This window comes from Halomonas sp. B23F22_10 (assembly GCF_043496975.1).
GTDB lineage: Bacteria > Pseudomonadota > Gammaproteobacteria > Pseudomonadales > Halomonadaceae > Halomonas > Halomonas smyrnensis.
The window spans coordinates 22,206-48,243 of sequence record NZ_JBIEKF010000003.1 but is presented as its reverse complement, the minus strand read 5'-3'; the positions used below and the strand labels follow the sequence as shown (position 1 = coordinate 48,243).

At 70.6% G+C, this 26,038-nt stretch carries 18 protein-coding genes; 10 read left to right on the top strand and 8 right to left on the bottom strand.

Features of this window, described 5'->3' with window-relative positions; translation table 11 throughout:
* Positions 1–56: 56 nt before the first annotated feature.
* Complete coding sequence (locus tag ACGTNF_RS07290; RefSeq protein ID WP_394601115.1) at positions 57–401, top strand: hypothetical protein; 345 nt, start codon at positions 57–59, stop codon at positions 399–401.
* Here ACGTNF_RS07290 and ACGTNF_RS07285 read toward each other — a convergent pair.
* Both ACGTNF_RS07285 and ACGTNF_RS07280 read right to left on the bottom strand, forming a co-directional pair.
* Positions 361–1,827 carry an aminoacyl-histidine dipeptidase gene (locus ACGTNF_RS07285; RefSeq protein ID WP_394601114.1) on the bottom strand — a complete coding sequence of 489 codons (1,467 nt, stop codon included), beginning with the start codon at positions 1,825–1,827 and terminating at the stop codon, positions 361–363. The genes ACGTNF_RS07290 and ACGTNF_RS07285 overlap by 41 nt on opposite strands.
* 32 nt (positions 1,828–1,859) lie before the next feature.
* Entirely contained in the window at positions 1,860–4,085 is a 2,226-nt protein-coding gene (locus tag ACGTNF_RS07280; RefSeq protein ID WP_394601113.1) for a tRNA(Met) cytidine acetyltransferase TmcA, read from the bottom strand.
* A gap of 341 nt (positions 4,086–4,426) precedes the next feature.
* Between ACGTNF_RS07280 and dctP the strand changes: the two genes are divergently transcribed.
* The 4 genes from dctP to ACGTNF_RS07260 all read left to right on the top strand — a co-directional run bounded on the left by dctP (position 4,427) and on the right by ACGTNF_RS07260 (position 9,347).
* Positions 4,427–5,530: a TRAP transporter substrate-binding protein DctP gene (gene dctP, locus ACGTNF_RS07275; RefSeq protein WP_394601112.1), complete on the top strand. Its 1,104-nt coding sequence runs from the start codon at positions 4,427–4,429 to the stop codon at positions 5,528–5,530.
* Between the two features lie 83 nt (positions 5,531–5,613).
* On the top strand, positions 5,614–6,132 hold the full coding sequence (locus ACGTNF_RS07270; protein ID WP_394601111.1) for a TRAP transporter small permease subunit: 519 nt from the start codon (positions 5,614–5,616) through the stop codon (positions 6,130–6,132).
* A complete protein-coding gene (locus ACGTNF_RS07265) occupies positions 6,129–7,457 on the top strand; it encodes a TRAP transporter large permease (protein WP_394601110.1) in 1,329 nt (442 codons plus the stop codon). Before ACGTNF_RS07270 ends, ACGTNF_RS07265 begins: the two co-directional genes overlap by 4 nt.
* A 252-nt stretch (positions 7,458–7,709) precedes the next feature.
* A complete protein-coding gene (locus ACGTNF_RS07260) occupies positions 7,710–9,347 on the top strand; it encodes an ABC transporter permease (RefSeq protein ID WP_394601109.1) in 1,638 nt (545 codons plus the stop codon).
* Here ACGTNF_RS07260 and ACGTNF_RS07255 read toward each other — a convergent pair.
* Positions 9,297–10,424, bottom strand: coding sequence for an ABC transporter ATP-binding protein (locus tag ACGTNF_RS07255; protein ID WP_394601108.1), 1,128 nt, complete (start codon positions 10,422–10,424; stop codon positions 9,297–9,299). The two genes, ACGTNF_RS07260 and ACGTNF_RS07255, sit on opposite strands and share 51 nt — an antisense overlap.
* 187 nt (positions 10,425–10,611) lie before the next feature.
* Between ACGTNF_RS07255 and ACGTNF_RS07250 the strand changes: the two genes are divergently transcribed.
* Positions 10,612–11,640 (top strand): Fe(3+) ABC transporter substrate-binding protein, encoded by a 1,029-nt coding sequence (locus tag ACGTNF_RS07250; protein WP_394601107.1) that lies wholly within the window; start codon positions 10,612–10,614, stop codon positions 11,638–11,640.
* Between the two features lie 86 nt (positions 11,641–11,726).
* On the opposite strand, the gene ACGTNF_RS16280 is transcribed toward ACGTNF_RS07250, so the two are convergent.
* Positions 11,727–12,794 carry an EamA family transporter gene (locus ACGTNF_RS16280; protein WP_444875008.1) on the bottom strand — a complete coding sequence of 356 codons (1,068 nt, stop codon included), beginning with the start codon at positions 12,792–12,794 and terminating at the stop codon, positions 11,727–11,729.
* Between the two features lie 140 nt (positions 12,795–12,934).
* Positions 12,935–15,703 (bottom strand): DNA polymerase I, encoded by a 2,769-nt coding sequence (gene polA / locus ACGTNF_RS07235; protein ID WP_394601106.1) that lies wholly within the window; start codon positions 15,701–15,703, stop codon positions 12,935–12,937.
* A gap of 184 nt (positions 15,704–15,887) precedes the next feature.
* On the opposite strand from polA, the gene ACGTNF_RS07230 reads away from it, so the two are divergent.
* From ACGTNF_RS07230 to ACGTNF_RS07215, 4 genes are all read left to right on the top strand, one after another.
* Positions 15,888–16,181 (top strand): DUF2782 domain-containing protein, encoded by a 294-nt coding sequence (locus ACGTNF_RS07230; RefSeq protein ID WP_394601105.1) that lies wholly within the window; start codon positions 15,888–15,890, stop codon positions 16,179–16,181.
* 100 nt (positions 16,182–16,281) lie between these two features.
* The gene (locus ACGTNF_RS07225; RefSeq protein WP_394601104.1) at positions 16,282–17,241 is read left to right on the top strand and encodes a homoserine kinase; all 960 of its coding nucleotides are present in this window, start codon (positions 16,282–16,284) and stop codon (positions 17,239–17,241) included.
* Positions 17,238–19,160: a biosynthetic arginine decarboxylase gene (speA, locus tag ACGTNF_RS07220; protein ID WP_394601103.1), complete on the top strand. Its 1,923-nt coding sequence runs from the start codon at positions 17,238–17,240 to the stop codon at positions 19,158–19,160. The genes ACGTNF_RS07225 and speA overlap by 4 nt, the downstream gene beginning before the upstream one ends.
* A gap of 180 nt (positions 19,161–19,340) precedes the next feature.
* The gene (locus tag ACGTNF_RS07215) at positions 19,341–21,683 is read left to right on the top strand and encodes a glucose/quinate/shikimate family membrane-bound PQQ-dependent dehydrogenase (protein WP_394601102.1); all 2,343 of its coding nucleotides are present in this window, start codon (positions 19,341–19,343) and stop codon (positions 21,681–21,683) included.
* Between the two features lie 102 nt (positions 21,684–21,785).
* Here ACGTNF_RS07215 and ACGTNF_RS07210 read toward each other — a convergent pair whose 3' ends face one another.
* From ACGTNF_RS07210 to paoC, 3 genes are all read right to left on the bottom strand, one after another.
* The gene (locus ACGTNF_RS07210) at positions 21,786–22,451 is read right to left on the bottom strand and encodes a fumarylacetoacetate hydrolase family protein (RefSeq protein ID WP_394601101.1); all 666 of its coding nucleotides are present in this window, start codon (positions 22,449–22,451) and stop codon (positions 21,786–21,788) included.
* Positions 22,452–22,522: 71 nt separating this feature from the next.
* Positions 22,523–23,521 carry an ectoine hydroxylase gene (gene thpD, locus ACGTNF_RS07205; RefSeq protein ID WP_394601100.1) on the bottom strand — a complete coding sequence of 333 codons (999 nt, stop codon included), beginning with the start codon at positions 23,519–23,521 and terminating at the stop codon, positions 22,523–22,525.
* 331 nt (positions 23,522–23,852) lie between these two features.
* Positions 23,853–26,036 (bottom strand): aldehyde oxidoreductase molybdenum-binding subunit PaoC, encoded by a 2,184-nt coding sequence (gene paoC, locus ACGTNF_RS07200; protein WP_394601099.1) that lies wholly within the window; start codon positions 26,034–26,036, stop codon positions 23,853–23,855.
* Between the last annotated feature and the right edge of the window lie 2 nt (positions 26,037–26,038).

Sequence of the window (26,038 nt, the reverse complement as noted above, 5' to 3'; positions counted from 1 at the left end):
GGCGATATCGCCGTCACTATACTGGGAACACCGCTCAGCCGCCGAGGAGCCTTTCGATGCGCCGCCCGACGACCGCCCTGCTCGCCTCGCTCCTGTGGCCGCTCCTGCTGCCGCTCGCGCTGCGGACGCCGGCCATGGCGGACGACCTCCGCCACGGGCCCGTGGCCTACGGCACCGGCGGGACGCATCAGCACGGCCCCGTCGTCTACGGCAATGGCCCGGACGACCGGGAAGTGCCGGGCCGCTATCGCACCCATCCGCGAGAGGCCGATCCCCGGCGGCACGGTCGCGCGACGCCGTGGATCATCGTCGCGCCGCGCATCGAGCTGGAGCGCCATCGACGCCGGTCCCGTGCGCCTCTCAGGCGGCCTCCGCCGCCAGATCCTCGATCAGGGACCTGAGCAGCCCCCAGAACTCCTCCACCGAGGCCAGCTCGACCCGCTCATCCGGCGAGTGGGCGCCGCGGATCAGCGGGCCGAAGGAGATCATCGCCATGTCCGGATACTTGGCGCCGAGGATGCCGCACTCCAGGCCGGCGTGGATCACCTTGACCTCGGGGTCGACGCCCAGCCGCGCGGCGTGCAGCGCGCGGAAGCGGGCCAGCAGCGGGCTCTCGGGGTCCGGCGTCCAGCCGGGGTAGGCGTTCTCGACCCGGGTGCGGGCGCCGATCAGGTCGAACAGCGCGCGGAAGCGGTCGGCCAGGTCCAGGACCGCGCTGTCGCGCAGCGAGCGCACCAGGGCGCAGAGATGGAAGCGACCCGCCTCCAGCGACACCACGCCCAGGTTGTTGGAGGTCTCCACCACCCCGGGCACGGCCACGCTCATGCGCTCGACGCCGCAGGGCGCGGCATGCAGCGCGGCCACCAGCAGACGGCTGGCGTCGCGGCTGAGCGCCTCCCCCTCGGGGGCCGACACGCGCTCGAGCGAGAGCGCCAGGCCATCGTCGGCGCCGGCCAGCTCGTCGCGCAGGCGGGCCTCCAGGGTCGGCAGCCGCTCGCGGGCGGCCTCGGCGGCGTCGGCGGGCAGCGCCAGGGTGGCAAAGGCCTCCCGCGGCAGGGCGTTGCGCAGGGTGCCGCCACGATAGTCGACCAGCCGCGCGTCGAGCGATTCCAGCTCGCGCAGCACCCGCATCAGCAGGCGGTTGGCGTTGCCGCGGCCCTTATCGATGTCGATGCCGGAGTGGCCGCCGCGCAGGCCGGTCAGCGACAGCCGCAGCGCGACCTCCTCGTCGCGCAGCGCCGAGGTCGGCAACTGGGCGTCGACCATCACGTCGGCCCCGCCGGCGCAGCCGATGTAGACCTGGCCGCGGTCCTCGGAGTCCAGGTTGAGCAGCAGCCGGCCGTCCAGCCAGCCCTCGGCCAGGTTCAGCGCGCCGCCCATGGAGGATTCCTCCTCGAGGGTGAACAGCGCCTCCAGCGGGCCGTGGGTCAGGGTGTCGTCCTCTAGCACCGCCAGCGCCGCCGCCACCCCGAGGCCGTTGTCGGCGCCCAGGGTGGTGTGACGGGCGTGCAGCCAGCCGTCCTCCACCAGGGTGTCGATGGGGTCGCGGGTGAAGTCGTGGGGATGATCGGCGTTGGCCTGGGCGACCATGTCCAGATGCCCCTGCAGCACGATGCCCGGCGCGTCTTCATGGCCGGGGCTGGCCGGCTTGCGCAGGCGCAGGTTGCCGTAGGCGTCGCGGTCGTGGGCCAGGCCGCGCTGGTCGGCCCAGGCCTCGAGGAGGGCCACCAGCGCGGCCTCGTGGCCGGAGGGGCGCGGCGTGTTGCACAGGGTGCGGAAGTGGCGCCACAGGGGCTGCGGCGAGAGCTGCTCGAGATGTGCGTTCATGGTGCTTCTGTATCGACGTTGACCCGGGCACTCTACCCCTCGCCCCGGCCCGAGGAAAGCGTCGGCCCGGCCAGCCGGCGCGCCACCTGCTTGCGGCGCCAGGCGTCCACCGCCTTGCCGCCGGCGAGCCCCAGCCGCGTGGCCAGCCAGGCCGTATCGCGGCCCTGGAAGGCCCAGGCGGCGAGCGCCGCCAGGTCATCGTCCGCCTCGCTGGCGCCTTCGCTGCCGGCGACAAGGCGGATCAGCGCCTGCAGCGCGGGGCGCACCAGCGCCGGCTCGCGGTGGCCGTGGGCCACGTCCTCCAGGTCACGGCGCGCCGCGTCGTCGAGCGGCCGAGGCTCGCCCTCGGCCAGCAGCGCCAGCGCCACCGCCGGGTCGAGCGCCTTCAGCTCGAAGGCCAGCAGCGACGGCAGCAGGGCCTGGAAATGGCGCGCCAGCCGCTCGGCCAGGGCCTCGCCGCCCTCGCCCGCCGGCGCGACCACCATCACCGCGTGTTCGCCGGTGGCCGCCTCCCGGGTCAGGCCGAGGCGCACCGTGCGAAAGCCCTGGGCGCGCCAGAAGGCCAGCAGGCCCGGCTCGGCGCCGAAGCTCGCCCCCAACAGGGCGATCCCCGCGTCACCGGCCGCCTCGCGCTCCCGCGCCAGCAGTTCGCGCCCCAGCCCGCGGCGACGCGCGCCCGGATGCACGGCGATGCGCTGCACCCGGCGCAGGCGGCCGGTCAGCGCCTCCCGCGAGCCGGCGTGGGCGGCCAGCGACTGGGCCATCAGGTGCCCACGGGGGCGGCGCTCGCCCCGCGCCACCCGCTCGGCCAGGGCGGCGTCGAAGCCGCCCTCGTCGGCCACCACCGCCACGGCCGCGGGGCCGGCGGCATCGCCCAGGGTCACGACCCGCGTGTCCGGGCCATCCAGCAGGTGACGCAGATCGCTCGGCGTGGTGCGGTAGTGGGCCTGCACCAGCAGCCCGAACAGCGCCCGCAGGCGTGGCTCGTCCCGGGCCAGCGCCTCCGGCGACTCGACCCGCCAGGCGGCCTTCGCCGTAGCTCCGGTGCCATCGGGCGCGACCGGCTCGGCGTCGAGCATCAGCAGCCTCGAGGTCAGCGCCTCCAGCGGGTCGTCCTCGGCCCAGCGGATCGGCGCGGACAGGTGATACGCCCGCCACTCCGGGGTCAGGCGCTCCAGCCGCGCGCGGAAGCGCAGCGCGAAGCCGCGCCCGGCGCCCTCGTAGCCGTGCACGGTGGTGGCGAAGGCGATGCGCGGGAAGGCCGAGAGCCACTGCCCGAGCAGCCCGGCCGGCATCGCCGCGGCCTCGTCGACCAGCAGCCAGGTGCCGGCGCCGCCGGCCTCACCGCGCTCGACCCGGGCGCTGAGCTCGTCCGGGGCGAGGAAGGTCACGCCCCCGCCGGCGTCCGCGGCGCGATTCCCCTGGCGCCGGACCTCGGGGCGCAGCGCGGCGAGCCGCTCGAACAGCCCGGCCACCGCCGCGGGGCGCGGCGCGGTGACGAGGATCTCGATCTCGGCGCCATCCTGCTGCGCCTTCGCCAGCAGCCGGGCGCAGGCGATGCCCAGCGCCGCCGTCTTGCCGCGGCCGCGATCGGCGGTCAGCACCAGCGGCCGGCGCCGGCGCAGCCGGACCAGCCTCGCCACCGCCTCGGCCTGATCGGCGGTCAGGCAGTCGCCATCGTCGGGCGCCGACGGCGAAGACGGCGGCGCCTCGGGCCAGTCGGGCAGCGTCGGCGCGCCCGACGCGGGCCAGCGGATCGTCCGCGGCGAGGCCTCCAGCAGGCGGGCGAGACGCGCCAGATAGTGCGACGAGAGCGCCTCGGCCGCATGCGGGTGGGCGGCGAGCCGGGCGTAGTCGGCGTCGGGGTGCACGCCCCAGTCGTCGGGGGTCAGCAGCACCAGCAGCCCACCGGCGCGCAGGGTGCCCGAGAGCGCGCCGAAGGCGTCGGGATCGAAGCCGGCCCCGGGCGACAGCGCATCGAAGACGATCAGGTCGTGCTCGCCGCCGAGCCGGGTGCGGGCCTTGGCGGCGGGCAGCCAGGCCTCGGCGGCGATGCCCTCGGGCGGCTCGGGGCCGACCCACAGCGGCGCCGTCACGCCCAGGGCGTGCCACAGCGCCACAGCCCGCTCATAACAGAGCGCCGCCCCCCGCTCACGGGCGCTCTCGACATCGCCGGTCAGCCATGCCAGGCCCCGCCAGCGGCGTTCGGTCAGACCCTCCTGGCAGGCCAGCAGCCCGGCGGGCACGGAAGCTTCCATCGTCGACCTCTCTTTAAGAACCTTCTAATGACTTGAATCGCTGAACTTTGGTCTAAGCGGTCGACGCCCTTTCAACGCCCGGCGCCCCTTCGGCGATGCAGCATACCGGTCATACTCTTGTTTTATACACCTGAAAACCAAGGAATTTTCCTGGCCGGGGGGGCAACACGACCGACACGCGCCCGCACCACTTCGACGTTTGGAGGCCTTCTCGCGGTCCCCAAGGGCCATGCTAGCTTGTTGCCAGGGTCGCCACGCGGAGCCCCTCACCGGCGGGCGACCGTGTTTTTTTGCACCGCATCATCCCCACAACCAGAACAAGCTTTCGGGAGAGCATCACCATGAAGCCGACGCGTTTCGCCCTGACCGGCCTGGCTGCTGGCATCGCCCTGGCCGGCATGACCGCCGCCCAGGCCCAGGAATCGTGGACCATGACCACCACCTGGCCGGACAACCTCGATCTGATCCAGATCGACCGCCACTGGGCGGAGCTGGTCAACCAGCTGGCCGGCGACGAGCTGCAGATCGAATTCTACGCCGGCGGCACCCTGATGCCCGGCACCGAGGTGTTCGACGCCACCGAGACCGGCAGCATCCAGGCCGCCGGCGACTGGCCAGGCTACTGGGCGGGGCGCAGCCCGGCCTTCTCGCCGCTGGCCACCACCACCAGCCTGTTCAACGGCGTGGACTACCTGAACTGGATCAACCAGTGGGGTGGCTTCGATCTCTATCAGGAGGTCTACGGCCAGTACAACATGGTCTATCTGCCCTACGGCATCACCAACAACGAGTCCGGCTTCCGCGGCGGCACGCCGATCGAGAGCCTCGCCGACCTGGAAGGCAAGCGCCTGCGTCTCTCCGGGCGCGACCAGGGCCGGGTGCTGGAACAGCTCGGCGGCTCACAGGTCACCCTGGCCGGCGGCGAGATCTACCAGGCCATCGAGCGCGGCGTGGTCGACGGCGCCGAGTTCTCGACCCCGGGCGTGGACTACAAGGCCGGCTTCTCCGAGGTCGCCGACTACTGGATGACCCCGGGCTGGCACCAGTCGGCCAGCGTGTTCGGCGTGATGATCAACCGGGACGCCTGGGACGCGCTCTCCGAGGAGACCCGCGAGACCCTGAAGATCGCCGCCGAGGCCACCATGGCCTGGTCGCTGGCCTGGTCCGAGAAGCAGTCCACCGAGGGTACCGCCAAGTTCCTCGAGGACGGCACCACCATCAACCAGCTCTCCGAGGAAGACCTGGCGACGATCCAGGACATCACCAACGAGGTGATCGTGCAGGGCGCCTGCGAGGACCCGATGCACGCCAAGATCTACCACTCGATGATCAGCTACATGGAGGACTACGCCCAGTGGCGTGACGTCTCGGTGCCCTTCAACATGAGCCGGGTCACCGACAACCTGCCCTCCCTGGAGGACATCGAGGCCTGCATGAACCCGTAAGCGGTTCGCGCCCGATCCCCCTGTCCGGCCGGCGGCACCCTCAAGGCCGCCGGCTTTATACGTTATTCGAGGAGGCTCTCCGGATGCATGCCATCGCCCGGGCCATCGATGCCCTCAACGAGGGCTTCGGTCGCCTGATCGCCCCGCTGATCGCGATCATTACCGTCGTGGTGGTCTACGACATCGCCATGCGCTTCTTCTTCGGCCGGCCCAGCGACTGGGCCTTCGATGTCACCACCATGCTGTTCGGCAGCCACTTCATGCTGATGGCCGCCTACGGCCTCAAGCATCACGCCCACGTCGAGGTGGACGTGCTCAAGCGGCTGCTCTCGCGGCGCGGCCGGGCGCTGATCGAGCTGCTCGGCTACCTGCTGTTCTTTACCCCCTTCATCCTGATGTTCATCACCTACAGCTGGCGCTTCTTCGAGCGCTCCTGGAGCCGTGGTGAATCCACCTACGGCATCGTCTCGATCCCGGTCTACCCGGTGAAGGCGGTGCTGGTCATCGCCGGCGTGCTGGTGCTGCTGCAGGCCATCGCCATCGTGATCCGCGCCGTCGCCGAGCTGACCGCCGGCCCGTCGTCATCGGAGGACCCGTCATGAGCCCGGAAATGCTCACCCTGTTCATGTTCGGCGGCCTGCTGACGGGGCTGTTCATGGGCCACCCGCTGGCCTTCGTGCTGGGCGGCACCGCGGTGCTCGGCGCCTGGTTCGGCCCCGGCCCCCAGGTGCTCGGCATCATCATCAACAACATCTACGGCCGGGCCATGGACAACTACGTGCTGGTGGCCATCCCGCTGTTCATCCTCATGGCGCGCTTCCTCAACGACTCCGGCGTCACCGAGCGGATGTTCGAGAGCATGCGCCTGCTGCTCGGGCGGGTGCGCGGCGGCCTGGCGCTGACCGTGGTCATCGTCTCGGTGCTGCTGGCCGCCACCACCGGCATCGTCGGCGCCTCGATCGCGGTGATGGGGCTGATCGCCCTGGCGCCGATGCTCAAGTACGGCTACCACAAGGGCCTGTCGGCCGGCGTGATCATGGCCAGCGGCTGCCTGGGCATCCTGATTCCGCCGAGCATCATGCTGATCCTGATGGCCAGCTACTCGCCGGTCTCGGTGGGCGCGCTGTTCGCCGGCGCGCTGGTGCCGGGCCTGCTGCTGGGCACCCTGTACGCCGGCTACGTGCTGCTGGTGTGCTTCATCAAGCCGAGCTATGGTCCGCCGGTGGCCGCCGAGGAGCGCGCCGATCTCTCCACCGGCGAGCTGGTGGTGCGCCTCGGCAAGTACGTGCTGCCGCCGATGAGCCTGATCCTCGGCGTGCTGGGCGCGCTGTTCACCGGCATCGCCACCGCCACCGAGGCCTCGGCGATCGGCGTGACCCTGGCCTTCGTGCTGTTCCTGGTCTTCGGCGACCGCAGGGTCTCGACCTGCTATCGCACCTTCATCGAGGCCGGCAAGACCACCACCATGGTGATGTTCGTGCTGGTCGGCGCCACCGCCTTCACCGGGGTGTTCTCGATCGGCGGCGGCATGGACGTGATCAGCGAGCTGGTGCTGGCGATGCCCGGCGGCACTACCGGCGCCCTGATCCTGATGTTCCTGCTGGTGTTCGTGCTGGGCATGTTCCTCGACTGGACCGGCATCGTGCTGCTGAGCTTCCCGATCATGCTGCCGATCATCGAGGCCATGGGCGTCGACACCCTGTGGTTCGTGGTGATGGTGGCCGTGGTGCTGCAGACCTCCTTCCTCACCCCGCCGTTCGGCTATGCGCTGTTCTACCTCAAGGGCGTGGCGCCGCCGGAGATCCAGACCCTGGACCTGTACAAGGCGGTGATCCCGTTCTGCGCGCTGATCCTGCTGGCCTGCGTGCTGATGGCGGTCTTCCCGGCGCTGGTGACCGGGCTGCCGTCGCTGTGGCTGGGCTACTAGCCCGGCCGCCGACGCTCACCGCCCTCGCCTGACCCGCCCGCGACGCCCGTCCCTCCGGGGGCGTCGCGGGACCGGCCGACCGGCTGCGACCCCGCCGAGCAGCTGATACTATCTTGCCCCCGCCAGTCCTTCGCCTCTGGCGAGCGTGTCGGCCACTTCACCGGAAGGAGATCCCGCGTGTCCAGTCCCCTCAGCCATCGGCCCAGCTCGTCCGCGTCCCGGCCGAGGCGGCGCCTCGATGCCTGGAGCGTTTTGACCCTGCTCATCGCCGCGGTCGTGGCCCTGCCGGTGCTCACCGTGCTGGCGCATATCGTGATGCCCGCCGGTGGCGTGTGGCAGCACCTGGCCAGCACCGTGCTCGGCCGCTACCTGGCCAACACGCTGTTTCTCGTCGTCACGGTGGGGCTCGGCACCTTCGTGATCGGCACCGGCACCGCCTGGCTGGTGGTGATGTGCCGCTTCCCCGGGCGCAAGCTGTTCGAGTGGGCGCTGCTGCTGCCGCTGGCGGTACCGACCTACGTGATCGCCTACGCCTACACCGACTTCCTGCAGTACGCCGGGCCGCTGCAGAGCGCCCTGCGCGAGGCCTTCGGCTGGGAGCGTGGCGACTACTGGTTCCCCGACATCCGCTCGCTGGGCGGCGCGGCGACCCTGATCACCCTGGTGCTCTACCCCTACGTCTACATGCTGGCCCGGGCCAGCTTTCTGGAGCAGTCGGTGTGCGTGCTCGACGTCGGCCGCACCCTGGGCCGCGGCCCCTGGCGGCTGTTCACCAGCATCGCCATCCCGCTGGCGCGCCCGGCCATCGTCGGCGGCGTATCGCTGGCGCTGATGGAGACCCTCAACGAGTTCGGCGCGGTGCAGTACTTCGGCGTCGACACCTTCACCACCGGCATCTACCGCACCTGGTTCGGCATGGGCGAGCAGGTCGCCGCGGCCCAGCTGGCGGCCTGCCTGCTGGCCTTCGTGATCATCTTCGTGCTGCTCGAGCGTGCCTCCCGGGGCAAGCGCCGCTACTTCCACACCACCGGCCGCTACCAGCAGCTGCCCGAGTTCCGGCTCGGCGGCCTGCGCGCCGCCGCCGCCACCCTGGCCTGCCTGGCGCCGGTGCTGGTCGGCTTCCTGATCCCCAGCGGCCTGCTGGGCTACCTGTCGATCAAGGGCGGGGACTCGCTGTTCGGCGCCCAGTTCCTGGAATTCGCCGGCAACAGCCTGCTGCTGGCGGCCGTGGCGGCGCTGGTCGCGGTGGGGCTGGCGCTGGTGCTGAGCTACGGCGCGCGGCTCAACCCAGGGCCGCTGACGCGCACCGCCACCCGGGTGGCGGCGATGGGCTATGCGGTGCCCGGCTCGGTGGTGGCGGTGGGCATCCTGATCCCCTTCGCCTGGCTGGACGACACCCTGAACGGCTTCCTGCGGGCGCACTACGGGGTGATGGCCGGGCTGATCTTCAGCGGCTCGGCCTTCATCCTGATCTACGCCTACGTGGTGCGCTTCCTGGCGGTGTCGTTCAACGCCCTGGAGGCAAGCCTCGGCAAGGTCACGCCGAGCATGGACGCGGCCGCCCGCACCCTGGGGCAGACCGCCGGCGGCACGCTGCGCCGCGTGCACACGCCGATCATGCGCGGCAGCCTGCTGGCCGCCGGCATCCTGGTGTTCGTCGACGTGATGAAGGAGCTGCCGGCGACCATCATCCTGCGCCCCTTCGACTTCGACACCCTGGCGGTGCGGGCCCACAACCTGGCCGCCGACGAGCGCCTGGCCGAGGCCTCCACCGCCTCGCTGACCATCGTCGCGGTGGGCATCATCCCGGTGATCCTGCTCAGCCTGGCGATGCGCGGCTCACGCCCCGGCAGCGGCGGGGTCGGTGGCGGGAAAGACGAACACCTGTGACGGATCCAGCCGGATCGTGACCGGCTGGCCCTCCTCGGGCAGGAACACCCCGGGGACCCGGGCGTGCAGGTGCGACTCGCTGCCGCCGCCGTGGGCGCAGATGTGCAAAAGGCTGGTGCGGCCCAGCAGCTTGGCCATGATCACGTGGCTGTGATGGTCCGCCGGCGGCTCCTCGAGGGCCACCACGCGCAGCGCCTCGGGGCGGATCATCACCCGCGCCCGGGCGCCCTCCTCCAGGCCATGGGCCATCACCTCGCCCACCGGGGTATCGACGCGACCGTCGCGCACCGTGCCCTCGAGCTCGTTGACCTCGCCGAAGAAGGTCACCACGAAGGGATCCACCGGCGCGCAGTAGAGCTCCCGGGGCGTGCCCATCTGCACGATGTGGCCGTCGCGCATCAGCGCGATGCGATCGGCCATGAACATCGCCTCTTCCGGATCGTGGGTCACCAGCAGGGCGCCGGCGCCGACCTTCTTGAGCACGTGCAGGGTGTCGTCGCGGATGCGGTCGCGCAGCCGGGCGTCGAGGCTCGAGAACGGCTCGTCGAGCAGCATCAGCCGCGGCGCCGGCGCCAGCGCCCGGGCCAGGGCCACGCGCTGCTGCTGGCCGCCGGACAGCATGTGCGGATAGTTCTCGGCGAAGCGCCCCATGCCCAGCTGGTCGAGCAGCTCCAGGGCGCGTTTGCGGCGCTCCTTGGCCGGCAGCGACTCGAGGCCGAAGCCGACGTTCTGCAGCACCGAGAGATGCGGGAACAGCGCCGAATCCTGGAAGGCCAGGCCGACGTTGCGCTTCTCCGGTGGCACGTGGGCCTGGCCGGGGCGACCGACGGGCCGGCCGTCGAGATCGACCCGCCCCTGCTGCAGCACCTCGAGCCCGGCGACGATGCGCAACAGCGTGGTCTTGCCGCAACCGGAGGGTCCCAGCAGGCAGACCACCTCACCGGGGCGCACCTCCAGGCCGACGTCCTCCACCGCCAGATGGTGGCCGTAGGCATGACGGATATTGTGCATGGCGAGCACCGGGGCCTGCTCCGGCACGGCGTCGGCGGCGGGGGTAAGCTGAGCGTGGCTGGTCATAGGCAAGAATCGACGGCTGGCATGACGGGAGGCTCCATGGTAACGCGAAACCTTCGCCTTTTCGTCGTCATTTGGCGGTGCCCCGATGCCGGTTGACGCCATGACGGGCAGGCGCTTCAATGGCAAGCCTAATACAACCTATTATCATTCCAAGCCTTCGCCGGCTTCCACACCCACGAGGTCATCCATGCATCAGCACAGCCGTCTCGTCATGCCCCTCGCCGCCCTGCTGGCCGGCGCGGCCTTCGCCGCCCCGGCCGTCGCCGACGAGGTCAACGTCTACTCGGCCCGCCACTACGATTCCGACCAGGACCTCTACGATGCCTTCACCGAGGCGACCGGCATCGAGGTCAACGTGCTCGAGGGCGGCTCCGACCAGCTGATCCAGCGCATCAAGCGCGAGGGCCAGGCCAGCCCCGCCGACGTGATGATGACCGTGGACGCCGGCCGCCTGTGGCGCGCCGAGCAGGAAGACATCTTCGAGAGCGTCGACTCCGAGCTGCTCGACGAGCGCCTCCCCGCCAACATGCACCACCCCGAGGGCAAGTGGTTCGGCTTCAGCCAGCGCGTGCGCGCCATCTTCTACAACCCGGAAGCCGTCGGCGCCGACGAGCTCCGGAGCTACGAGGACCTGGCCGATCCGCGCTTCGAGGGCGAGATCTGCATCCGCTCCTCGAACAACATCTACAACCAGTCGCTGCTGGCCTCGATGATCGCCCACCACGGCGAGGAAGGCGCCGAGCAGTGGGCCCAGGGCGTGGTCGACAACATGGCCCGCGACCCCGAGGGCGGCGACACCGACCAGCTGCTCGGCGTGGCCAGCGGCGAGTGCGACGTGGCGGTGGCCAACCACTACTACTACGTGCGCATGCTGACCTCCGACGACGACGCCACCCGCGAGGCCGCCGAGAAGGTGCAGATCCTGTTCCCGAACCAGGACGACCGCGGCGCCCACATCAACGTCGGCGGCGCCGGCATGGTCAAGGGTGCCCCGCACCCGGACAACGCCGTGCGCTTCCTGGAGTTCCTGGCCTCCGACACCGCCCAGTCGATCTTTTCCACCGGCAACCACGAGTTCCCGGTGGTCGAGGGCGAGCCGGTCGACGAGGTGCTGGCCTCCTGGGGCGACTTCAAGACCGACGACCTGAACGTCAGCGTGCTGGGCGAGAACAACCCGCAGGCGGTGCGGATCTTCGATCGCGTCGGCTGGCGTTAAGCCTCGCGCCATCCCTCGGCGCGTCCTGGCCCGAACCAGCGGCCACCACGCTAAAGGCCCGCGGCATTGCCGCGGGCCTTTTCATTTCAGTGGCATACGCGATCAGTCATCGCCCGGACGGGGCGCGGCGACCGGGCCGCCCCGAGCCGACCGGCCTTGAGCGCCCTCACGCGGCCTGCCTCTCGCCCCTTCGTCAGGACGCCTCGGTCGAAGGCGCCTGGCGGGGGCCGTGCTGCCGGACGGTCCAGAGCACGCCGGTGATCAGCAGGATGATGGCGACCAGCTCCAGCGTCCGGGGGGCTCGCCCTTCGTACGCGAAGCCATAGAGCAGTGCGAAGAGCGGTTCGAACACGAACACCTGCCCGGTCAGGGTCAGCGGCAGACGCCGGGACGCGCCATTCCACAGGGCGTTTGCCACCAGCGAGCCGACAATGCCGACACCGGCGCTGACGAGCCAGAACAACGGCCAGTCCCGGGCCGCGGCGCCCGCCACTGCCTCGACATGGGCGTGCGGCGTCGCCGCCCCAGATCACCACGGCCAGCACCAGCGCCCACAGGCCGGACGCCAGGCCCGTCAGGTAGGACCACTGCTGGCTGGACACGGCCACCATGGTCTTCAGTGCCCGGGCGTTCAGCACCGCGAACAGGCTCCAGCTGGCCAGGGCCGCAAAGGCGAAGACCAGCCCCTGAGCGACGTCGACGAGGCTGTTGCGGCTAGCCACGGCGCTATCCAGGGCATCCAGATTGATACAGGCCACGCCGGCGAAGACCAACGCCAGGGGCCATGCCAATTGTCGGAGCGAGGCCGCCCCCGGGTCGTGTCGCCCCAGGACCGTCACCACCACCGGCACGAGCCCCACCACCAGCGAGGCCGGTGCCACGCCGACCTTCTGGATCGACGCCGCCAGCAGGGCGAAGAAGGCGACATTGCCGCAGGCGCCCAGCACCAGCAGCAACGCGACATCCGACAGGGTGAGACGGCGCGGCAGGCGGCGAAGCAGGGGCAGCAGGCAGAACAGCGACACCATGCCGTACATGACGAATCGGCCCGCGGCGATTTCCAGGGCGCTGAACGCGTTCAGCACCAGGGAACTCAGGAACACCAGTCCCCAGCAGGCACCGGCGACCGCTCCCAGGAGCACTCCGGTCAGCATAAGGAGCCGCTGAAGCCGGCCGCACGGACCTTCAAGCACTGGCTGTCATGATGGCGGAACGGGCCCCTCGCGGGACCTCGGCATGGCGCCGGATGACCCGGCGGGCGTCGCCCGGAAGCCTGTCCCGGGCCACGCCTGGCTCAGTGCGCCTCGTCCCAGTTGGCGCCGCTCTCGGCCTCGACGATCAGCGCCACGTCGAGCTCGGCGGCGGCCTGCATGCGCCGCTTCACCTCGGGAATGAAGGCCTCGACGGCGTCTTCCGCGACCTCGAACACCAGTTCGTCGTGGACCTGCATGACCATCATGGCGTCGACCTCGCCCTCGGCCAGCCAGGCGTCGACGTCGATCATGGCGCGCTTGATGATGTCCGCCGCGGTGCCCTGCATGGGCGCGTTGATGGCGGTGCGCTCGGCGCCCTGGCGACGGGCGCGGTTCTGGGAATGGATCTCCGGCAGGTAGAGGCGCCGGCCGAGCACCGTCTCGACGAAGCCGTCCTCCGCCGCCTGTGAACGAATCCGCTCCATGTAGCGGGCCACGCCGGGATAGCGGTCGAAGTAGCGGTCGATGTAGGTCTTGGCCTGCTTCTGCTCGATGTGCAGCTGGCGGCCCAGGCCCCAGGCGCTCATGCCGTAGATCAGCCCGAAGTTGATCGCCTTGGCGCTGCGGCGCTGGTCCGGAGTGACCCTGTCCAGCCCCACGCCGAACACCTCGGCCGCGGTGGCGGCGTGGATGTCGCGGTCGGCGGCGAAGGCCTCGAGCAGCCCCTTGTCGCCGGACAGGTGCGCCATGATGCGCAGCTCGATCTGCGAGTAGTCGGCGGCGACGATGCGATAGCCGGGCCGCGCGACGAAGGCCTGGCGGATCTTGCGCCCCTGCTCGGTGCGGATCGGGATGTTCTGCAGGTTGGGATCGGAGGACGACAGCCGCCCGGTGGCGGTGACCGCCTGATGGTAGCTGGTGTGCAGCCGGCCGGTGGCCTTGTTGACCAGCTTCGGCAGCTTGTCGGTGTAGGTGGAACGCAGCTTGGAGAGCCCGCGGTGCTCCATGATCACCTTGGGCAGCGGGTAGTCCAGCGCCAGCTCCTCGAGCACGGCCTCGGCGGTGGACGGCGCGCCCTTGGGCGTCTTCTTGATCACCGGGATCTTCTGTTCCTCGAACAGGATCTGGCCGAGCTGCTTGGGCGAGCCCAGGTTGAACTCGCGCCCGGCCAGCTCGAAGGCCTGCTGCTCGAGCTCGCCGATGCGCCGGCCGAGCTCCTGGCTCTGGGCGTGCAGGCGCTCGGCGTCCAGCGCCACGCCGCCGCGCTCCATGCGCGACAGCACCCGGATCAGCGGGCGCTCCAGGCCGTCGAGCACCTCGGCCAGGCGGCCCTCGGCCTCGACCCGCGGGCGCAGCTCGCGGTGCAGGCGCAGGGTGATGTCGACGTCCTCGCAGGCGTAGGGCGCGGCCTGCTCCAGGGCGATCTGGTTGAAGGTCAGCTGCTTGACGCCCTTGCCGGCGATGTCCTCGAAGCTGACCGTCTTCTCGCCCAGGTACTTGAGCGCCAGCGAGTCCATGTCGTGGCGGGTGGCGGTGGAGTCCAGCACGTAGGACTCGAGCATGGTGTCCTCGAGGGCGCCGGCCACCGCGATGCCGTGGCGCGCCAGCACCGAGATGTCGTACTTGAGGTTCTGGCCGATTTTGGCCTTGCCGGGGTCCGTCCACAGCGGCGTCAGCGCCTCGAGCACGGCGCGGCGATCGAGCTGGGCCGGGGCGTCCAGGTAGTCGTGGGCCAGCGGGATGTAGGCAGCCTCGCCGGGCTCGAGGGACAGCCCGACGCCGACGATCTCGGCCTCCATGTAGTCGAGGCTGGTGGTCTCGAGATCGAAGCAGAAGGCCTCGGCGTCGTCGAGGCGCGCGAGCCAGGCGTCGAGGTCGGCCCGCTCGAGGATCACCGCGTCCTCGCGCTCGGCGCCGCCTTCTCCCCCTTCGCTGCCGTCGTCGCCCGCTTCGGCCCCCTCGGCCGACGCGGCGTCATCGACGCCCTCGTGCCGGCCCTCCAGCAGCTCCGAGAGCCAGCCCTGGAACTCCAGCCGGCGATAGAGCTCGACCAGCGACTCGCGGTCGGGGTGGGCGATGTCCAGGTCGTCGAGGCCCACCGGCAGCGCGCAGTCGGTCTTGATGGTGGCGAGCTCGTAGGACAGGAAGGCCTGGTCGCGATGCTCCTCCAGCTTCTTGGGCAGCGTCTTGGCGCCGCGGAAGCCCAGCGTCTTGACCCGCTCCAGGTCGGCGTAGACGGTCTCGAGGCCGCCCTCCATGCCCTGCAGCAGCCCCAGCGCGGTCTTCTCGCCGACGCCCGGCACGCCGGGAATGTTGTCGACCTTGTCGCCCATCAGCGCCAGGAAGTCGATGATCAGCGCCGGCGGCAGGCCGAACTTCTCCTTCACCCCGTCCACGTCCAGGGTCTCGTCCTTCATGGTGTTGACCAGGGTGATGTGGGCATTGACCAGCTGGGCCATGTCCTTGTCCCCGGTGGAGATCACGGCGTCGCGGCCGGCCTCGGTGGCGTGGCGCGCCAGGGTGCCGATGACGTCGTCGGCCTCCACGCCCTCGATGCACAACAGCGGCAGGCCGAGGGCGCGCACGCAGTCGTGCAGCGGCTGGACCTGGGCGCGCAGGTCGTCCGGCATCGGCGGGCGCTGGGCCTTGTACTCGGCGTAGAGCTCGTCGCGGAAGGTCTTGCCCGGGGCATCGAACACCACCGCCATGGGGCTGTCGGGGTAGTCCTTGATCAGCCGCTTGAGCATGTTGAGCACGCCCTTGACGGCGCCGGTGGGCAGACCCTCGGAGGTGGTCAGCGGCGGCAGGGCGTGAAAGGCGCGGTAGAGATAGGAGGAACCGTCGACGAGGACGAGGGGGGTGTCGGCCATGAATCGGCATCCCTTGCTGGCTGGGCAGATGATCGCGTGTCGAGGGGTCGGCGGTCATCGCAAGCGCCGCCCCTGATCCTGGTCAGTCATGATACGCATTGCCGAAGCGATTTGCCGGGCAAAGCATGCGTCATCGACCGCCAAGGGCATACACTGGGGGCAACCCCATGGTCAGGAGAACACCATGAACCTCATGCGCTCCGCGCTGCTCGTGCCGCTGGCCGTCCTGGCCCTGGTCACCGCCGCCCTGCCGGCCGCGGCCCAGTCCAGCACCGACGTCGAGCCGGACGTCACCATCCGCCAGGAAGAGGACCGCACCATCCGCGAGTACCGGGTCAACGGCGCGCTCTACGCCATCGAGATCCGGCCCGCCACCGGCCCTGCCTACTACCTCGTCGACCGCGACGGCGACGGCGACTTCGAGCGCCAGGACGGCCAGCGCATCGCCGTGCCCGAGTGGGTCATCAAGCGTTTCTGACGTCCGCCCCCGCCTCCCGCGGGGGCGACGCCATCCGGTTCGTGCATCACGCCGCCAAGCCGCTACAATAGGCGGCTTCGCATACCCGGGCGAGACATCCATGGCCGTATTCACACCGCTGACCGACTCCCAGGTCGAGACGTTCCTGAGCCGCTTCGACGCCGGTTCGCTGGTCGCCTGCAAGGGCGTGCCCGCCGGCACCGAGAACAGCACCTTCTTCGTCACCACCGACCGTCGCGAGCTGGTGCTCACGCTGTTCGAGCAGGGCGAGCATGAGGAGCTGCCGTTCTTCGTCGAACTGCTCGACTACCTGGACGAGCACCGTCTGCCCGTGCCCGGGCCGCTCCACGACCGCGACGGCATCGCCCTGCACAGCCTGGCCGGCAAGCCGGCGCTGCTGTTCCCGCGCCTGCCCGGCAAGCATCCCGAGGCGCCCGACCTGGCCCAGTGCCGGGCGCTGGGCGACACGCTCGGCCGCATGCACAAGGTCTCGCGGCGCTTCCCGGGCCATCGGCCCAACCCGCGCGACCTGCACTGGCTGCTGCCGATGCACCACAAGGTGCTGGCCTACCTCTCGCCCGAGGATCAGGCGCTGATGAAGGACGAGGTGGAGATCTACCAGGGCTTCTTCGGCGACGCGCCGACGCTGCCCCAGGGCGCGATCCACGGCGACCTGTTCCGCGACAACACCCTGTTCGACGGCGACACCCTGGGCGGGCTGATCGACTTCTACAACGGCTGCACCGGCGACCTGCTGTTCGACCTGGCCATCGTGATCAACGACTGGGCCACCGAGGCCGATGGCCGGCTCGACCCGGCACGCTACGAGGCGCTGCTCGGCGCCTATCAGGCGCGTCGTCCGCTGGAGGAGAGCGAGCGCGAGGCCTGGCCGATGATGCTGCGCATGACCGCGCTGCGCTACTGGCTGTCGCGGCTGCTGGTGGTCTACGTCGACCCGCCCGCCCACGACCTCACGCCCCACGATCCGGACGTGTTCCGCGGCGTGCTGCGCCGGCGCATCGCCGACGGCGCCCTGCCTCTGCCCGAGGCCGCTCGATGAGCCCGACCCTCGGCAGCATGGCCGGGCCCGCGCAGCGTGCCCGGCACACCTGGAACATCGACCAGTGGGGCAGCGGCTACTTCGACGTGGCCGAAGACGGCCAGGCCCTGGTGCGGCCTCGCGGCGGCGAGGACGACGGCCCCGCCCTGCCGCTCTCGCCGCTGATCGCGCAGCTGCGCGAGGCCGGCCTGCGGCTGCCGGTGCTGGTGCGCTTCACCGACATCCTCCACGACCGCGTCGAGCAGCTGTGCGCCGCCTTCGACGGGGCCATGGAGGAAGAAGCCTTCGGCGGCGGCTACACCGCGGTCTACCCGATCAAGGTCAACCAGCAGCGCCGGGTGGTCGAGGAGATCCTCGCCACCCGCGAACGCGGCCACGACCGGGTCGGCCTGGAAGCCGGCAGCAAGCCGGAGCTGCTGGCGGTGCTGGCGCTGTCCGGCGACGGCCCCTCGCTGATCGTCTGCAACGGCTACAAGGACCGCGAGTACATCCGCCTGGCGCTGATGGGCGAGAAGCTCGGCCATCGCGTCTATCTGGTGGTGGAGAAGCTCTCGGAGCTGCCGCTGATCCTCGAGGAGGCCGAGCGCCTCGGCGTGCGCCCGCGCATCGGCCTGCGTGCGCGGCTGGCCTCGGTGGGCAAGGGCAAGTGGCAGAACACCGGCGGCGAGAAGTCCAAGTTCGGCCTCACCGCCGGGCAGATCCAGGCCGTGGTCGAGCGGCTGCGCGAGGCCGACGCCCTGGGCAGCCTGCAGCTGGTGCACTTCCACCTGGGCTCGCAGATCGCCAACATCCGCGACATCCAGCGCGGCCTGCGCGAGTGCGCCCGCTTCTACCAGAGCCTGATCGCGCTGGGCGCGCCGGTGGACACCGTCGACGTGGGCGGCGGGCTCGGCATCGACTACGAGGGCACCCGGTCGCGCAGCGACTGCTCGATCAACTACTCGATGCGCGAGTACGCCCGCAACGTGGTCGCGGCCTTCGCCCAGGTATGCGATGCCGAAGGGCTGCCGCATCCGCACCTGATCAGCGAGTCGGGGCGCGCCCTGACCGCGCATCATGCGGTGCTGATCACCAACGTGATCGGCGAGGAGCGCGCCGATACCCGGGCCCCGGTGGCCCGGGTCGAGGGCGATCCACAGGTCGCCGAGCTGTGGCGGGTCCACGACGCCCTGGCCGCCGACCCGGCGCCGCGCGGGCTGGTCGAGGCCTGGCACGATCTGGGCCAGGCCATCGGCGAGCTGCAGGAGCGCTTCGTGATGGGACTGGCCGGACTCGAGGCCCGCGCCGAGGGTGAAGGCGTCTACAGCGCCGCCTGCGCCCGGCTGCGCGAGCGCCTCGATCCGCGCAACCGCGCCCACCGCGAGATCCACGACGAACTGGCCGAGAAGCTGGCCGACAAGCTGTTCGTCAACTTCTCGCTGTTCCAGTCGGTGCCCGACGTCTGGGGGATCGACCAGATCTTCCCGGTGCTGCCGCTATCCGGCCTGGACCGTCCGCCCGCGCGGCGCGCGGTGATCCAGGACATCACCTGCGACAGCGACGGCCGCATCGACGGCTACGTGGACGGCGAAGGCGTCGAGGCCACCCTGCCGCTGCCCGAGTGGGGCGACGACGAGGAACGTCTGCTGGGCTTCTTCCTGGTCGGCGCCTATCAGGAGATCCTCGGCGATCTCCACAACCTGTTCGGCGACACCGATTCGGTGGACGCGTCGCTGGACGAGCGCGGCGCCTGGCGCCTCGACCACCGGCGCCGCGGCGACCGGGTGGCCGACGTGCTCGGCTACGTGGACTTCGACGCCGAGGTGCTGCGCCAGCGTCTCGCCGACCAGCTCGCCGCCAGCGGCCTCCCGGCCGATGAGCAGGCGCGCTTCCTCGACGATCTCTCCGAGGGGCTCGAGGGCTATACCTACCTCGAATGACGCGCCGTTAACCGAGCCCGCCCGACGCCACACCTTCATCAGACCATCGTGAAGGTGTGCGAACGTTCCGGCGGGGTCGGCACAGGGCGACGTTCTGTCGATGTCATTTTTATTTGCATCCTAATGATTTATCATGGGGTGAGTCACGTATTTCTCGCAAGGAGCAAGGAGCATGGGTTCATGATCATACTTTCCCTCATTTTCTGGCTGGTGGGGCTGGCCCTGCTCGGGGGCGGCCTGTGGCTGGTCACCCTCGACGGCAGCTGGTACTACGCCCTGTCAGGCATCGTGCTGATCGCGGTCGGCGCCATGATCCGCTCGCGCCGCCCCAAGGCCCAACTGCTGTATGCGCTGTTCCTGCTCGCGACCGCGGCCTGGGCGCTGTGGGAGTCGGGCTATGACTGGTGGCCGCTGGCCCCGCGCCTCGGCATCTTCCTGCTGCTCGCCATCCCGCTGCTGTGGCCGGCCAAGGGCGGCTCGCGCCTCGGCACCGCCGTGCTGCTGCCGGTATGGGCCATCATCGGCGTCGGCCTGCTGGCCAGCATGACCGTGGACCAGCACCGCATCGACGGCGAGCTGAACCGCGAGGTGGTCAACCAGAACCCCGATCTCGGCGACAGCCCGGAAGAGAGCTGGCACGCCTACGGCCGCAGCAACATGGGCCAGCGCTTCTCGCCGCTCGAGCAGATCACGCCCGAGAACGTGAACGACCTGGAGCTGGCCTGGCAGTACCAGACCGGCGACGAGAAGGGGCCCGACGACGTGGGCGAGACCACCTACGAGGTCACCCCGCTCAAGATCGACGACTCGCTGTTCCTGTGCACCCCGCACAACCTGCTGATCGCGCTCGACGCCGACACCGGCGAGGAGCAGTGGGTCTACGACGCCAAGCCGCCGGCCGAGAGCTCGCGCCAGCACCAGACCTGCCGCGGCGTCTCCTACCTGCCGCCGACCGACGGCGATGCCGACAGCCTCGACGTGCAGATCGCCGGCGCGCCGGCCGAGGACCAGGCCGCCATCCAGTGCGACGCCCAGCTGTTCATGCCGACCTCCGACGCCCGCCTGCTGGCCGTCGATCCGGCCACCGGCGCGCGCTGCGCCAACTTCGCCGACAACGGCGAGCTGGACCTGATGCACAACATGCCGTACGAGCAGTCCGGCTTCTACTACTCCACCTCGCCCCCCGTGGTGGCCGATGGCAAGGTCGTGGTCGCCGGTGCGGTCAACGACAACTACGCCGTCAACTCCCCGTCCGGCGTGATCCGCGCCTACGACGTCAAGACCGGTGAACTGGCGTGGAACTGGGATCCGGGCAACCCGGACGAGACCGCCCCGATCGGCCCGGACGAGGTCTACAGCACCAGCTCGCCGAACAGTTGGTCGGTCGCCAGCGCCGACGAGGAGCTGGGCATGGTCTACTTCCCGATGGGCAACCGCACCCCGGACCAGCTGGGCATGTACCGCAGCGAGGCCGAGGAGACCTACGCGACCTCCGTGGTGGCGCTGAGCCTCGAGACCGGTCAGGTGGAGTGGGTCCAGCAGTTCGTGCACCACGACCTGTGGGACATGGACACCCCGGCCCAGCCGAGCCTGCTCGACCTCGACACCGACGAAGGCCGTCAACCGGCGCTGGTGATCCCCACCAAGCAGGGCGACGTCTATGTACTGAACCGCGAGACCGGCGAGCCGATCTTCCCGATCTCCGAGCAGCCGGCCCCGCAGGGCACCATCGAGGGCGACTACGCCTCCGAGACCCAGCCGGTCTCCGGCCTGAACTTCCGTCCGCCGACCCTGCGCGAAGCGGACATGTGGGGCGCCACGCCGTTCGACCAGCTGATGTGCCGCATCCAGTTCAAGTCGCTGCGCTACGAAGGCCAGTACACGCCGCCCTCCGAGCAGGGCACCATCGTGTTCCCGGGCAACTTCGGCGTCTTCAACTGGGGTAGCCTGGCGGTGGATCCGAAGCGTCAGGTGATGTTCGGCATGCCGCTCTACCTGGCCTTCACCTCCACCCTGGTGCCGAAGGACGGCGCCGACCTGGGTGAGACCAACCAGGGCGAGCAGGGCCTCAACGAGAACGCCGGCGCGGACTACGCCGTCGAGATGAAGCCCTTCCTGTCGCCGTTCGGCGTGCCCTGCCAGCAGCCCCCGTGGGGCTACGTGGCCGGCGCCGACCTGCGCACCGGCGAGGTCGCCTGGCAGCACAAGAACGGCACTGTCGAGGACATGACCGCGCTGCCGCTGAAGATCCGCATGGGCGTGCCCGGCATCGGCGGCCCGATGATCACCGACAGCGGCGTGGTGTTCATGGCCGCCAGCGTGGACAACTACCTGCGCGGCTACGACCTCGAGACCGGCGAGCAGCTGTGGGAAACCCGCCTGCCGGCCGGCGGTCAGGCCACGCCGATGACCTACCTCAACAGCCAGGGCGAGCAGATGGTCGTCCAGGTCGCGGGCGGTCATGGCTCCGTCGGCACCACCATCGGTGACTACGTGATGGCCTACAAGCTGCCCCGGCAGTAAACGGCCAGGGCGTCTCTGTGCAGGCGCCCTCACGCAACGAGGCCCCCGCCGGCAATGCCGGCGGGGGCCTCGTCGTTGATCGGGCCCGCCCCTGGCGTCGCCTCAGTCGGCGACCCGCGTCACGATCTCCAGCCCGCCGGTCAGCGACAGGCGCAGCTCGGCGCCGCGCGGCAGCTCGCCCACCCCGGCCGGGGTGCCGGTCAGCACCACGTCGCCCGGCTCCAGGGTGAAGTGGCGGCTCATCTCGGCGACCAGCTCCGGCACCGGGAACAGCATGTCGGCACCGTGGCCGTGCTGACGCTCCTCGCCGTCCACCCCCAGGGTGAAGGCCAGGGCGCTCCAGTTCGGCACCTCGCTGAGCGGCAGGAAGACCGACAGCGGGCAGGCGCCGTCGAAGCCCTTGGCCACCTCCCAGGGATGGCCCTTGTCCTTCAGCTTGCCCTGGACGTCGCGCAGGGTCAGGTCCAGCGCCAGGCCGATGCCGGCGATGGCCCGCTCTGCCTCGGCGGCACCGGTATCCTTCAGCGTCTCGCCCACCAGCAGCGCCAGCTCGGTCTCGAAGTGCACCTCGCCGCGGGCAAAGGGGGCGTCGATCGTCTCCTCGAGGCGGGCCGCGCTGGTGGCCGGCTTGATGAACAGCAGCGGCTCGTCGGGCACCGGGTTGTCGAGCTCCCGGGCATGATCGGCGTAGTTGCGGCCGACGCAGACGATCTTGCCCAGCGGCTGCGGGAAGGCCCGGCCATCGGTGAAGCGGGGAACGAAACGCATGACGACGCGACTCCTGGCTGACGGAACGAAAACGGCTCTGCCCTCAGTCTACGCGCGCCGGCCCGTCGGCGTCAGGCCTCCGGCGTCCACCGCTCGTCGGGATCATGAGCCAGGAAGCGCGGGCGGCGCCTGCCGGCGGCGTAGGGCTCGACGCAGCGATTGTCGCGGCGGTTGTAGACGAAGAAGGCGTTGCTGCGCGGGTCCGGCGACATGTTGGCGTTGGAGCCATGCAGGGTGTTGCAGTCGAACAGCAGCAGCCCGCCGGCGGCCCCGGTGGGCGCCGCGATGCCGTGACGCTCGATCAGCCGGCGCAGCGCCTCGCGGCCCGGCACGCCGATCTGCTGGGTCTTGAGCGACTGCTTGTGGTTGTCCTCCGGCGTCTCGCCCAGGCAGGGCACGAACACCCGGTGGGAGCCCGGCACCAGCATCAGCGGGCCGTTGAAGGCGTGGTTGTCGGTCAGCACGATGGAGGCGCTCACCGCATGCATGGCCGGCATGCCGTCCTCGGCGTGCCAGGTCTCGAAGTCGGAGTGCCAGTTGAAGCCCTGCCCCTCGAAGCCCGGCTTGTAGTTGATGCGCGACTGATGCACGTAGGGCTCGCCGCCGAGGATCTGCCGCGCGCGGCCGGTCAGGCGCGGGTCATGGGCCAGGCGGCCGAAGAGCCTGGACAGGAAGTGCACGGCGAACAGCGAGCGGATCTCGTTGCCCCGGGGCTCGGTGATGCTGAAGTCGCGCCCGCGATAGGCGTCGTGGTCGAGCAGATCCTGGAGCTCCCGGCGCAGCTCGTCGAGCTCGTCGCCCGCGAGGAAGTCGGGCTCGAACAGGAAGCCCTGGCGCTCGAACGCATCGAGCTGCGCCGCGGAGAGCGGGCCCTGGCGGTCGCGACCCTTCACCACCGGCTCCCGGCGGCTCAGCCAGGGCAGGTCGAGGGGCTCGGACAGCCGGGTGGGATACGGGTCCTCGCCGGGGCGCGGGGCGCTGCGCACCCGGCTCTGGGGATCCGGGGAATCGACGATATCGAACAGGGTCGCCTGATGAAGCGGTCGGTCGGACGATGTCTGCACTGACATCCACTACCTCCTTTGCAGTCGGAATGGGGTTCAGATTCAATCTCGCTACCGACGGCGGTCAGCCGCACGGCGGGGGCCGCAAGGCCCCCGACCCTCTACCCTGGCGACGTCTCGCCGGGGTTTCAAGGCAGGACGAGCTCCCGATCCGCCGAAGGCGCCGACGCCAGACGGGTACCGCGTCGCCTGCCGTCATCTCGTTGCAAGAAACCGGTGCCAGGATAGGCGAAATCACGAGGCGAGCTCGTGATCAGGCAGAGCAGGCATCACACCAGATGCGAGGTTGGCCCGCCCCTCTCGGGGCGGGCTTTTTTGCGTCCGGCGCCGGCGGTCGTCAGACCTCGGGCAGGCGATTGATCATGCGCTCCAGGGTGATCGGGTAGTCGCGCACCCGCACCCCGGTGGCGTTGTAGGCGGCGTTGGCGATGGCCGCCGCCACGCCGCAGATGCCCAGCTCGCCGACGCCCTTGGCCTTCAGCGGCGTGGAGGCCGCGTCCAGGGTGTCGAGGAAGAGCACCTCCTGATGCGGGATGTCGGCGTGCACCGCCACCTCGTAGCCGGCCAGGTCGTGGTTGGCGAAGAAGCCGCGCTCGAGGTCGACCGCGAGCTCCTCCGACAGCGCCCCGCCGACGCCCATCACCATGCCGCCGATCACCTGGCTGCGCGCGGTGATCGGGTTGAGGATGCGGCCCGCGTCGCACACCGCCAGCATGCGGCGGATGCGCGTCTCGCCGGTGGCGACATGGACGCCGACCTCGACGAAGTGGGCGCCGAAGGTGCCCATCTGCAGGCCCTGCTTGAAGTCGCCGAAGCGGATGGTGTCCTCGCCGACCAGCTCGGCGCCGTCGGCGATCTCGCCCAGGGCCAGGTCCACGCCGTCCGCCGTCACCCGGCCGTTCTCGAAGCGCGGCGACTCGGCGCCCAGGCGCTCGGCGATGGCCTCCTGCAGCGCCAGGCAGGCGGCGTAGACGCCGGCGGTGGAGCTCGCCGCACCGAACTGGCCGCCCGAGCCGGACGACACCGGATAGGCGCTATTGCCCAGCCGCACCTCGACCTCGCCGAGCGACAGCCCCATGGCCTCCGCCGCGGTCTGGGCGATGATGGTGTAGGAGCCGGTGCCGATGTCGGTCATGTCGGTCTCGACGATCAGCCGGCCGCCCACCAGCCGCACCCGCGCCCCGGAGTTGAGCGTCAGCGCGCCGCGGAAGGCGCCCGCCATGCCATGGCCGATCAGCCAGTCGCCCTCGCGCCGGCCGCCCGGCATGCGGTTGCGGTCCGCCCAGCCGAAGCGCTCGGCGCCGCGCTCGAGGCATTCGACGAAGTGGCGCTCGGAGAACGGGATCGAGGGGTCGCTGGGATTGACCTGGGTGTCGTTGGCGATGCGGAAGGCCACCGGGTCCATGCCCAGCTTCTCCGCCATCTCGTCCATGGCGATCTCCAGCGCCATCAGCCCGGAGGCCTCGCCCGGGGCGCGCATGTCGGAGGCCTCGGGCAGGTGCATCTCGACCAGGTGATTGCGCACCCGGCGGTTCGGCGCGGCGTAGAAGAACGGCGTCTGGGCGGTGGCGTTCTCGCCGCGGCCGCCCGGCAGGGTGTGCGAGGCCGCCTCGTGCTCGATGGCGGTCAGCCTGCCGTCGGTATCGGCCGCCAGCCGGATGCGCTGCACGGTGGCGCTGCGGTGGGTGGTGTTGTTGATCACGAAGGGCCGCGGCAGCGCCACCTTGACCGGCGCGCCCACCGCGCGGGAGCCGATCGCCGCCAGCACCGCGTCGGCGCGCAGCCACAGCTTGCCGCCGAAGCCGCCGCCGATGTAGGGGCTCTCGACGCGGATGCGGTCGGGCGCGATGCCGAAGGTGGTGGCCAGCGCCTGGCGGTTCCACTCGATCATCTGGTTGGAGGTCCACACCGTCATCCGGCCGCCGTCGGACCAGTCCACGATCGAGGCGTGGGGCTCCATCATGGCGTGGGTCTGCGACGGGGTGTGGTACAGCTCGTCCAGCGTGACCGGGGCCGCGGCGAAGGCCGCGTCGACGTCGCCCACCAGGGTGGACGGCTCGCCGGTGCCCTGCAGGCGCCGCCAGCCGGCCTCGAGGTCGACGTCGACCGGGTCTTCCTCGTAGCGCGCCTCGACCAGCGCCGCCGCCGCCCGGGCCTGCTCGAAGGTCTCGGCCACCACCACGGCGATCGCCTGGTGATAGTGCTCGATGGCATCGCCGCCGAACAGCCGGGCGACGTTGTAGTTCCAGATGCCCAGCGGGTCGATCTGCAGCGTGGTGATCACGCCGCGCACGCCGGGCGCCTGGCGCGCCGCGTCGGCGTCGATGGCCACGACCCGTCCCTTGGCGATGGTCGAGCCCACCGGATAGCCGTAGAGCTGGCCCTCGATCGCGTCATGGCGCTCGTAGGCGTAGGGCGCGCTGCCGGTCACCTTGAGGATGCCGTCGATGCGCGCGTGGGGCTTGCCGATCACGGTCGCGCGGTCGAAGAGGTTGTCGTCGGTCGGTTGATGGAAGTCCATGG

What these genes read in the sequence shown, in the direction of transcription:
- ACGTNF_RS07230 (WP_394601105.1), top strand. Translation starts at nt 15,888, where the DNA reads ATGAACCTCATGCGCTCCGCGCTGCTCGTGCCGCTGGCCGTCCTGGCC.
- ACGTNF_RS07215 (WP_394601102.1), top strand. Translation starts at nt 19,341, where the DNA reads ATGATCATACTTTCCCTCATTTTCTGGCTGGTGGGGCTGGCCCTGCTC.
- ACGTNF_RS07210 (WP_394601101.1), bottom strand. Translation starts at nt 22,451, where the DNA reads ATGCGTTTCGTTCCCCGCTTCACCGATGGCCGGGCCTTCCCGCAGCCG.
- ACGTNF_RS07250 (WP_394601107.1), top strand. Translation starts at nt 10,612, where the DNA reads ATGCATCAGCACAGCCGTCTCGTCATGCCCCTCGCCGCCCTGCTGGCC.
- ACGTNF_RS07255 (WP_394601108.1), bottom strand. Translation starts at nt 10,424, where the DNA reads ATGACCAGCCACGCTCAGCTTACCCCCGCCGCCGACGCCGTGCCGGAG.
- ACGTNF_RS07290 (WP_394601115.1), top strand. Translation starts at nt 57, where the DNA reads ATGCGCCGCCCGACGACCGCCCTGCTCGCCTCGCTCCTGTGGCCGCTC.
- ACGTNF_RS16280 (WP_444875008.1), bottom strand. Translation starts at nt 12,794, where the DNA reads ATGCTGACCGGAGTGCTCCTGGGAGCGGTCGCCGGTGCCTGCTGGGGA.
- ACGTNF_RS07280 (WP_394601113.1), bottom strand. Translation starts at nt 4,085, where the DNA reads ATGGAAGCTTCCGTGCCCGCCGGGCTGCTGGCCTGCCAGGAGGGTCTG.
- ACGTNF_RS07265 (WP_394601110.1), top strand. Translation starts at nt 6,129, where the DNA reads ATGAGCCCGGAAATGCTCACCCTGTTCATGTTCGGCGGCCTGCTGACG.
- speA (WP_394601103.1), top strand. Translation starts at nt 17,238, where the DNA reads ATGAGCCCGACCCTCGGCAGCATGGCCGGGCCCGCGCAGCGTGCCCGG.
- dctP (WP_394601112.1), top strand. Translation starts at nt 4,427, where the DNA reads ATGAAGCCGACGCGTTTCGCCCTGACCGGCCTGGCTGCTGGCATCGCC.
- ACGTNF_RS07285 (WP_394601114.1), bottom strand. Translation starts at nt 1,827, where the DNA reads ATGAACGCACATCTCGAGCAGCTCTCGCCGCAGCCCCTGTGGCGCCAC.
- ACGTNF_RS07270 (WP_394601111.1), top strand. Translation starts at nt 5,614, where the DNA reads ATGCATGCCATCGCCCGGGCCATCGATGCCCTCAACGAGGGCTTCGGT.
- polA (WP_394601106.1), bottom strand. Translation starts at nt 15,703, where the DNA reads ATGGCCGACACCCCCCTCGTCCTCGTCGACGGTTCCTCCTATCTCTAC.
- thpD (WP_394601100.1), bottom strand. Translation starts at nt 23,521, where the DNA reads ATGTCAGTGCAGACATCGTCCGACCGACCGCTTCATCAGGCGACCCTG.
- ACGTNF_RS07225 (WP_394601104.1), top strand. Translation starts at nt 16,282, where the DNA reads ATGGCCGTATTCACACCGCTGACCGACTCCCAGGTCGAGACGTTCCTG.
- paoC (WP_394601099.1), bottom strand. Translation starts at nt 26,036, where the DNA reads ATGGACTTCCATCAACCGACCGACGACAACCTCTTCGACCGCGCGACC.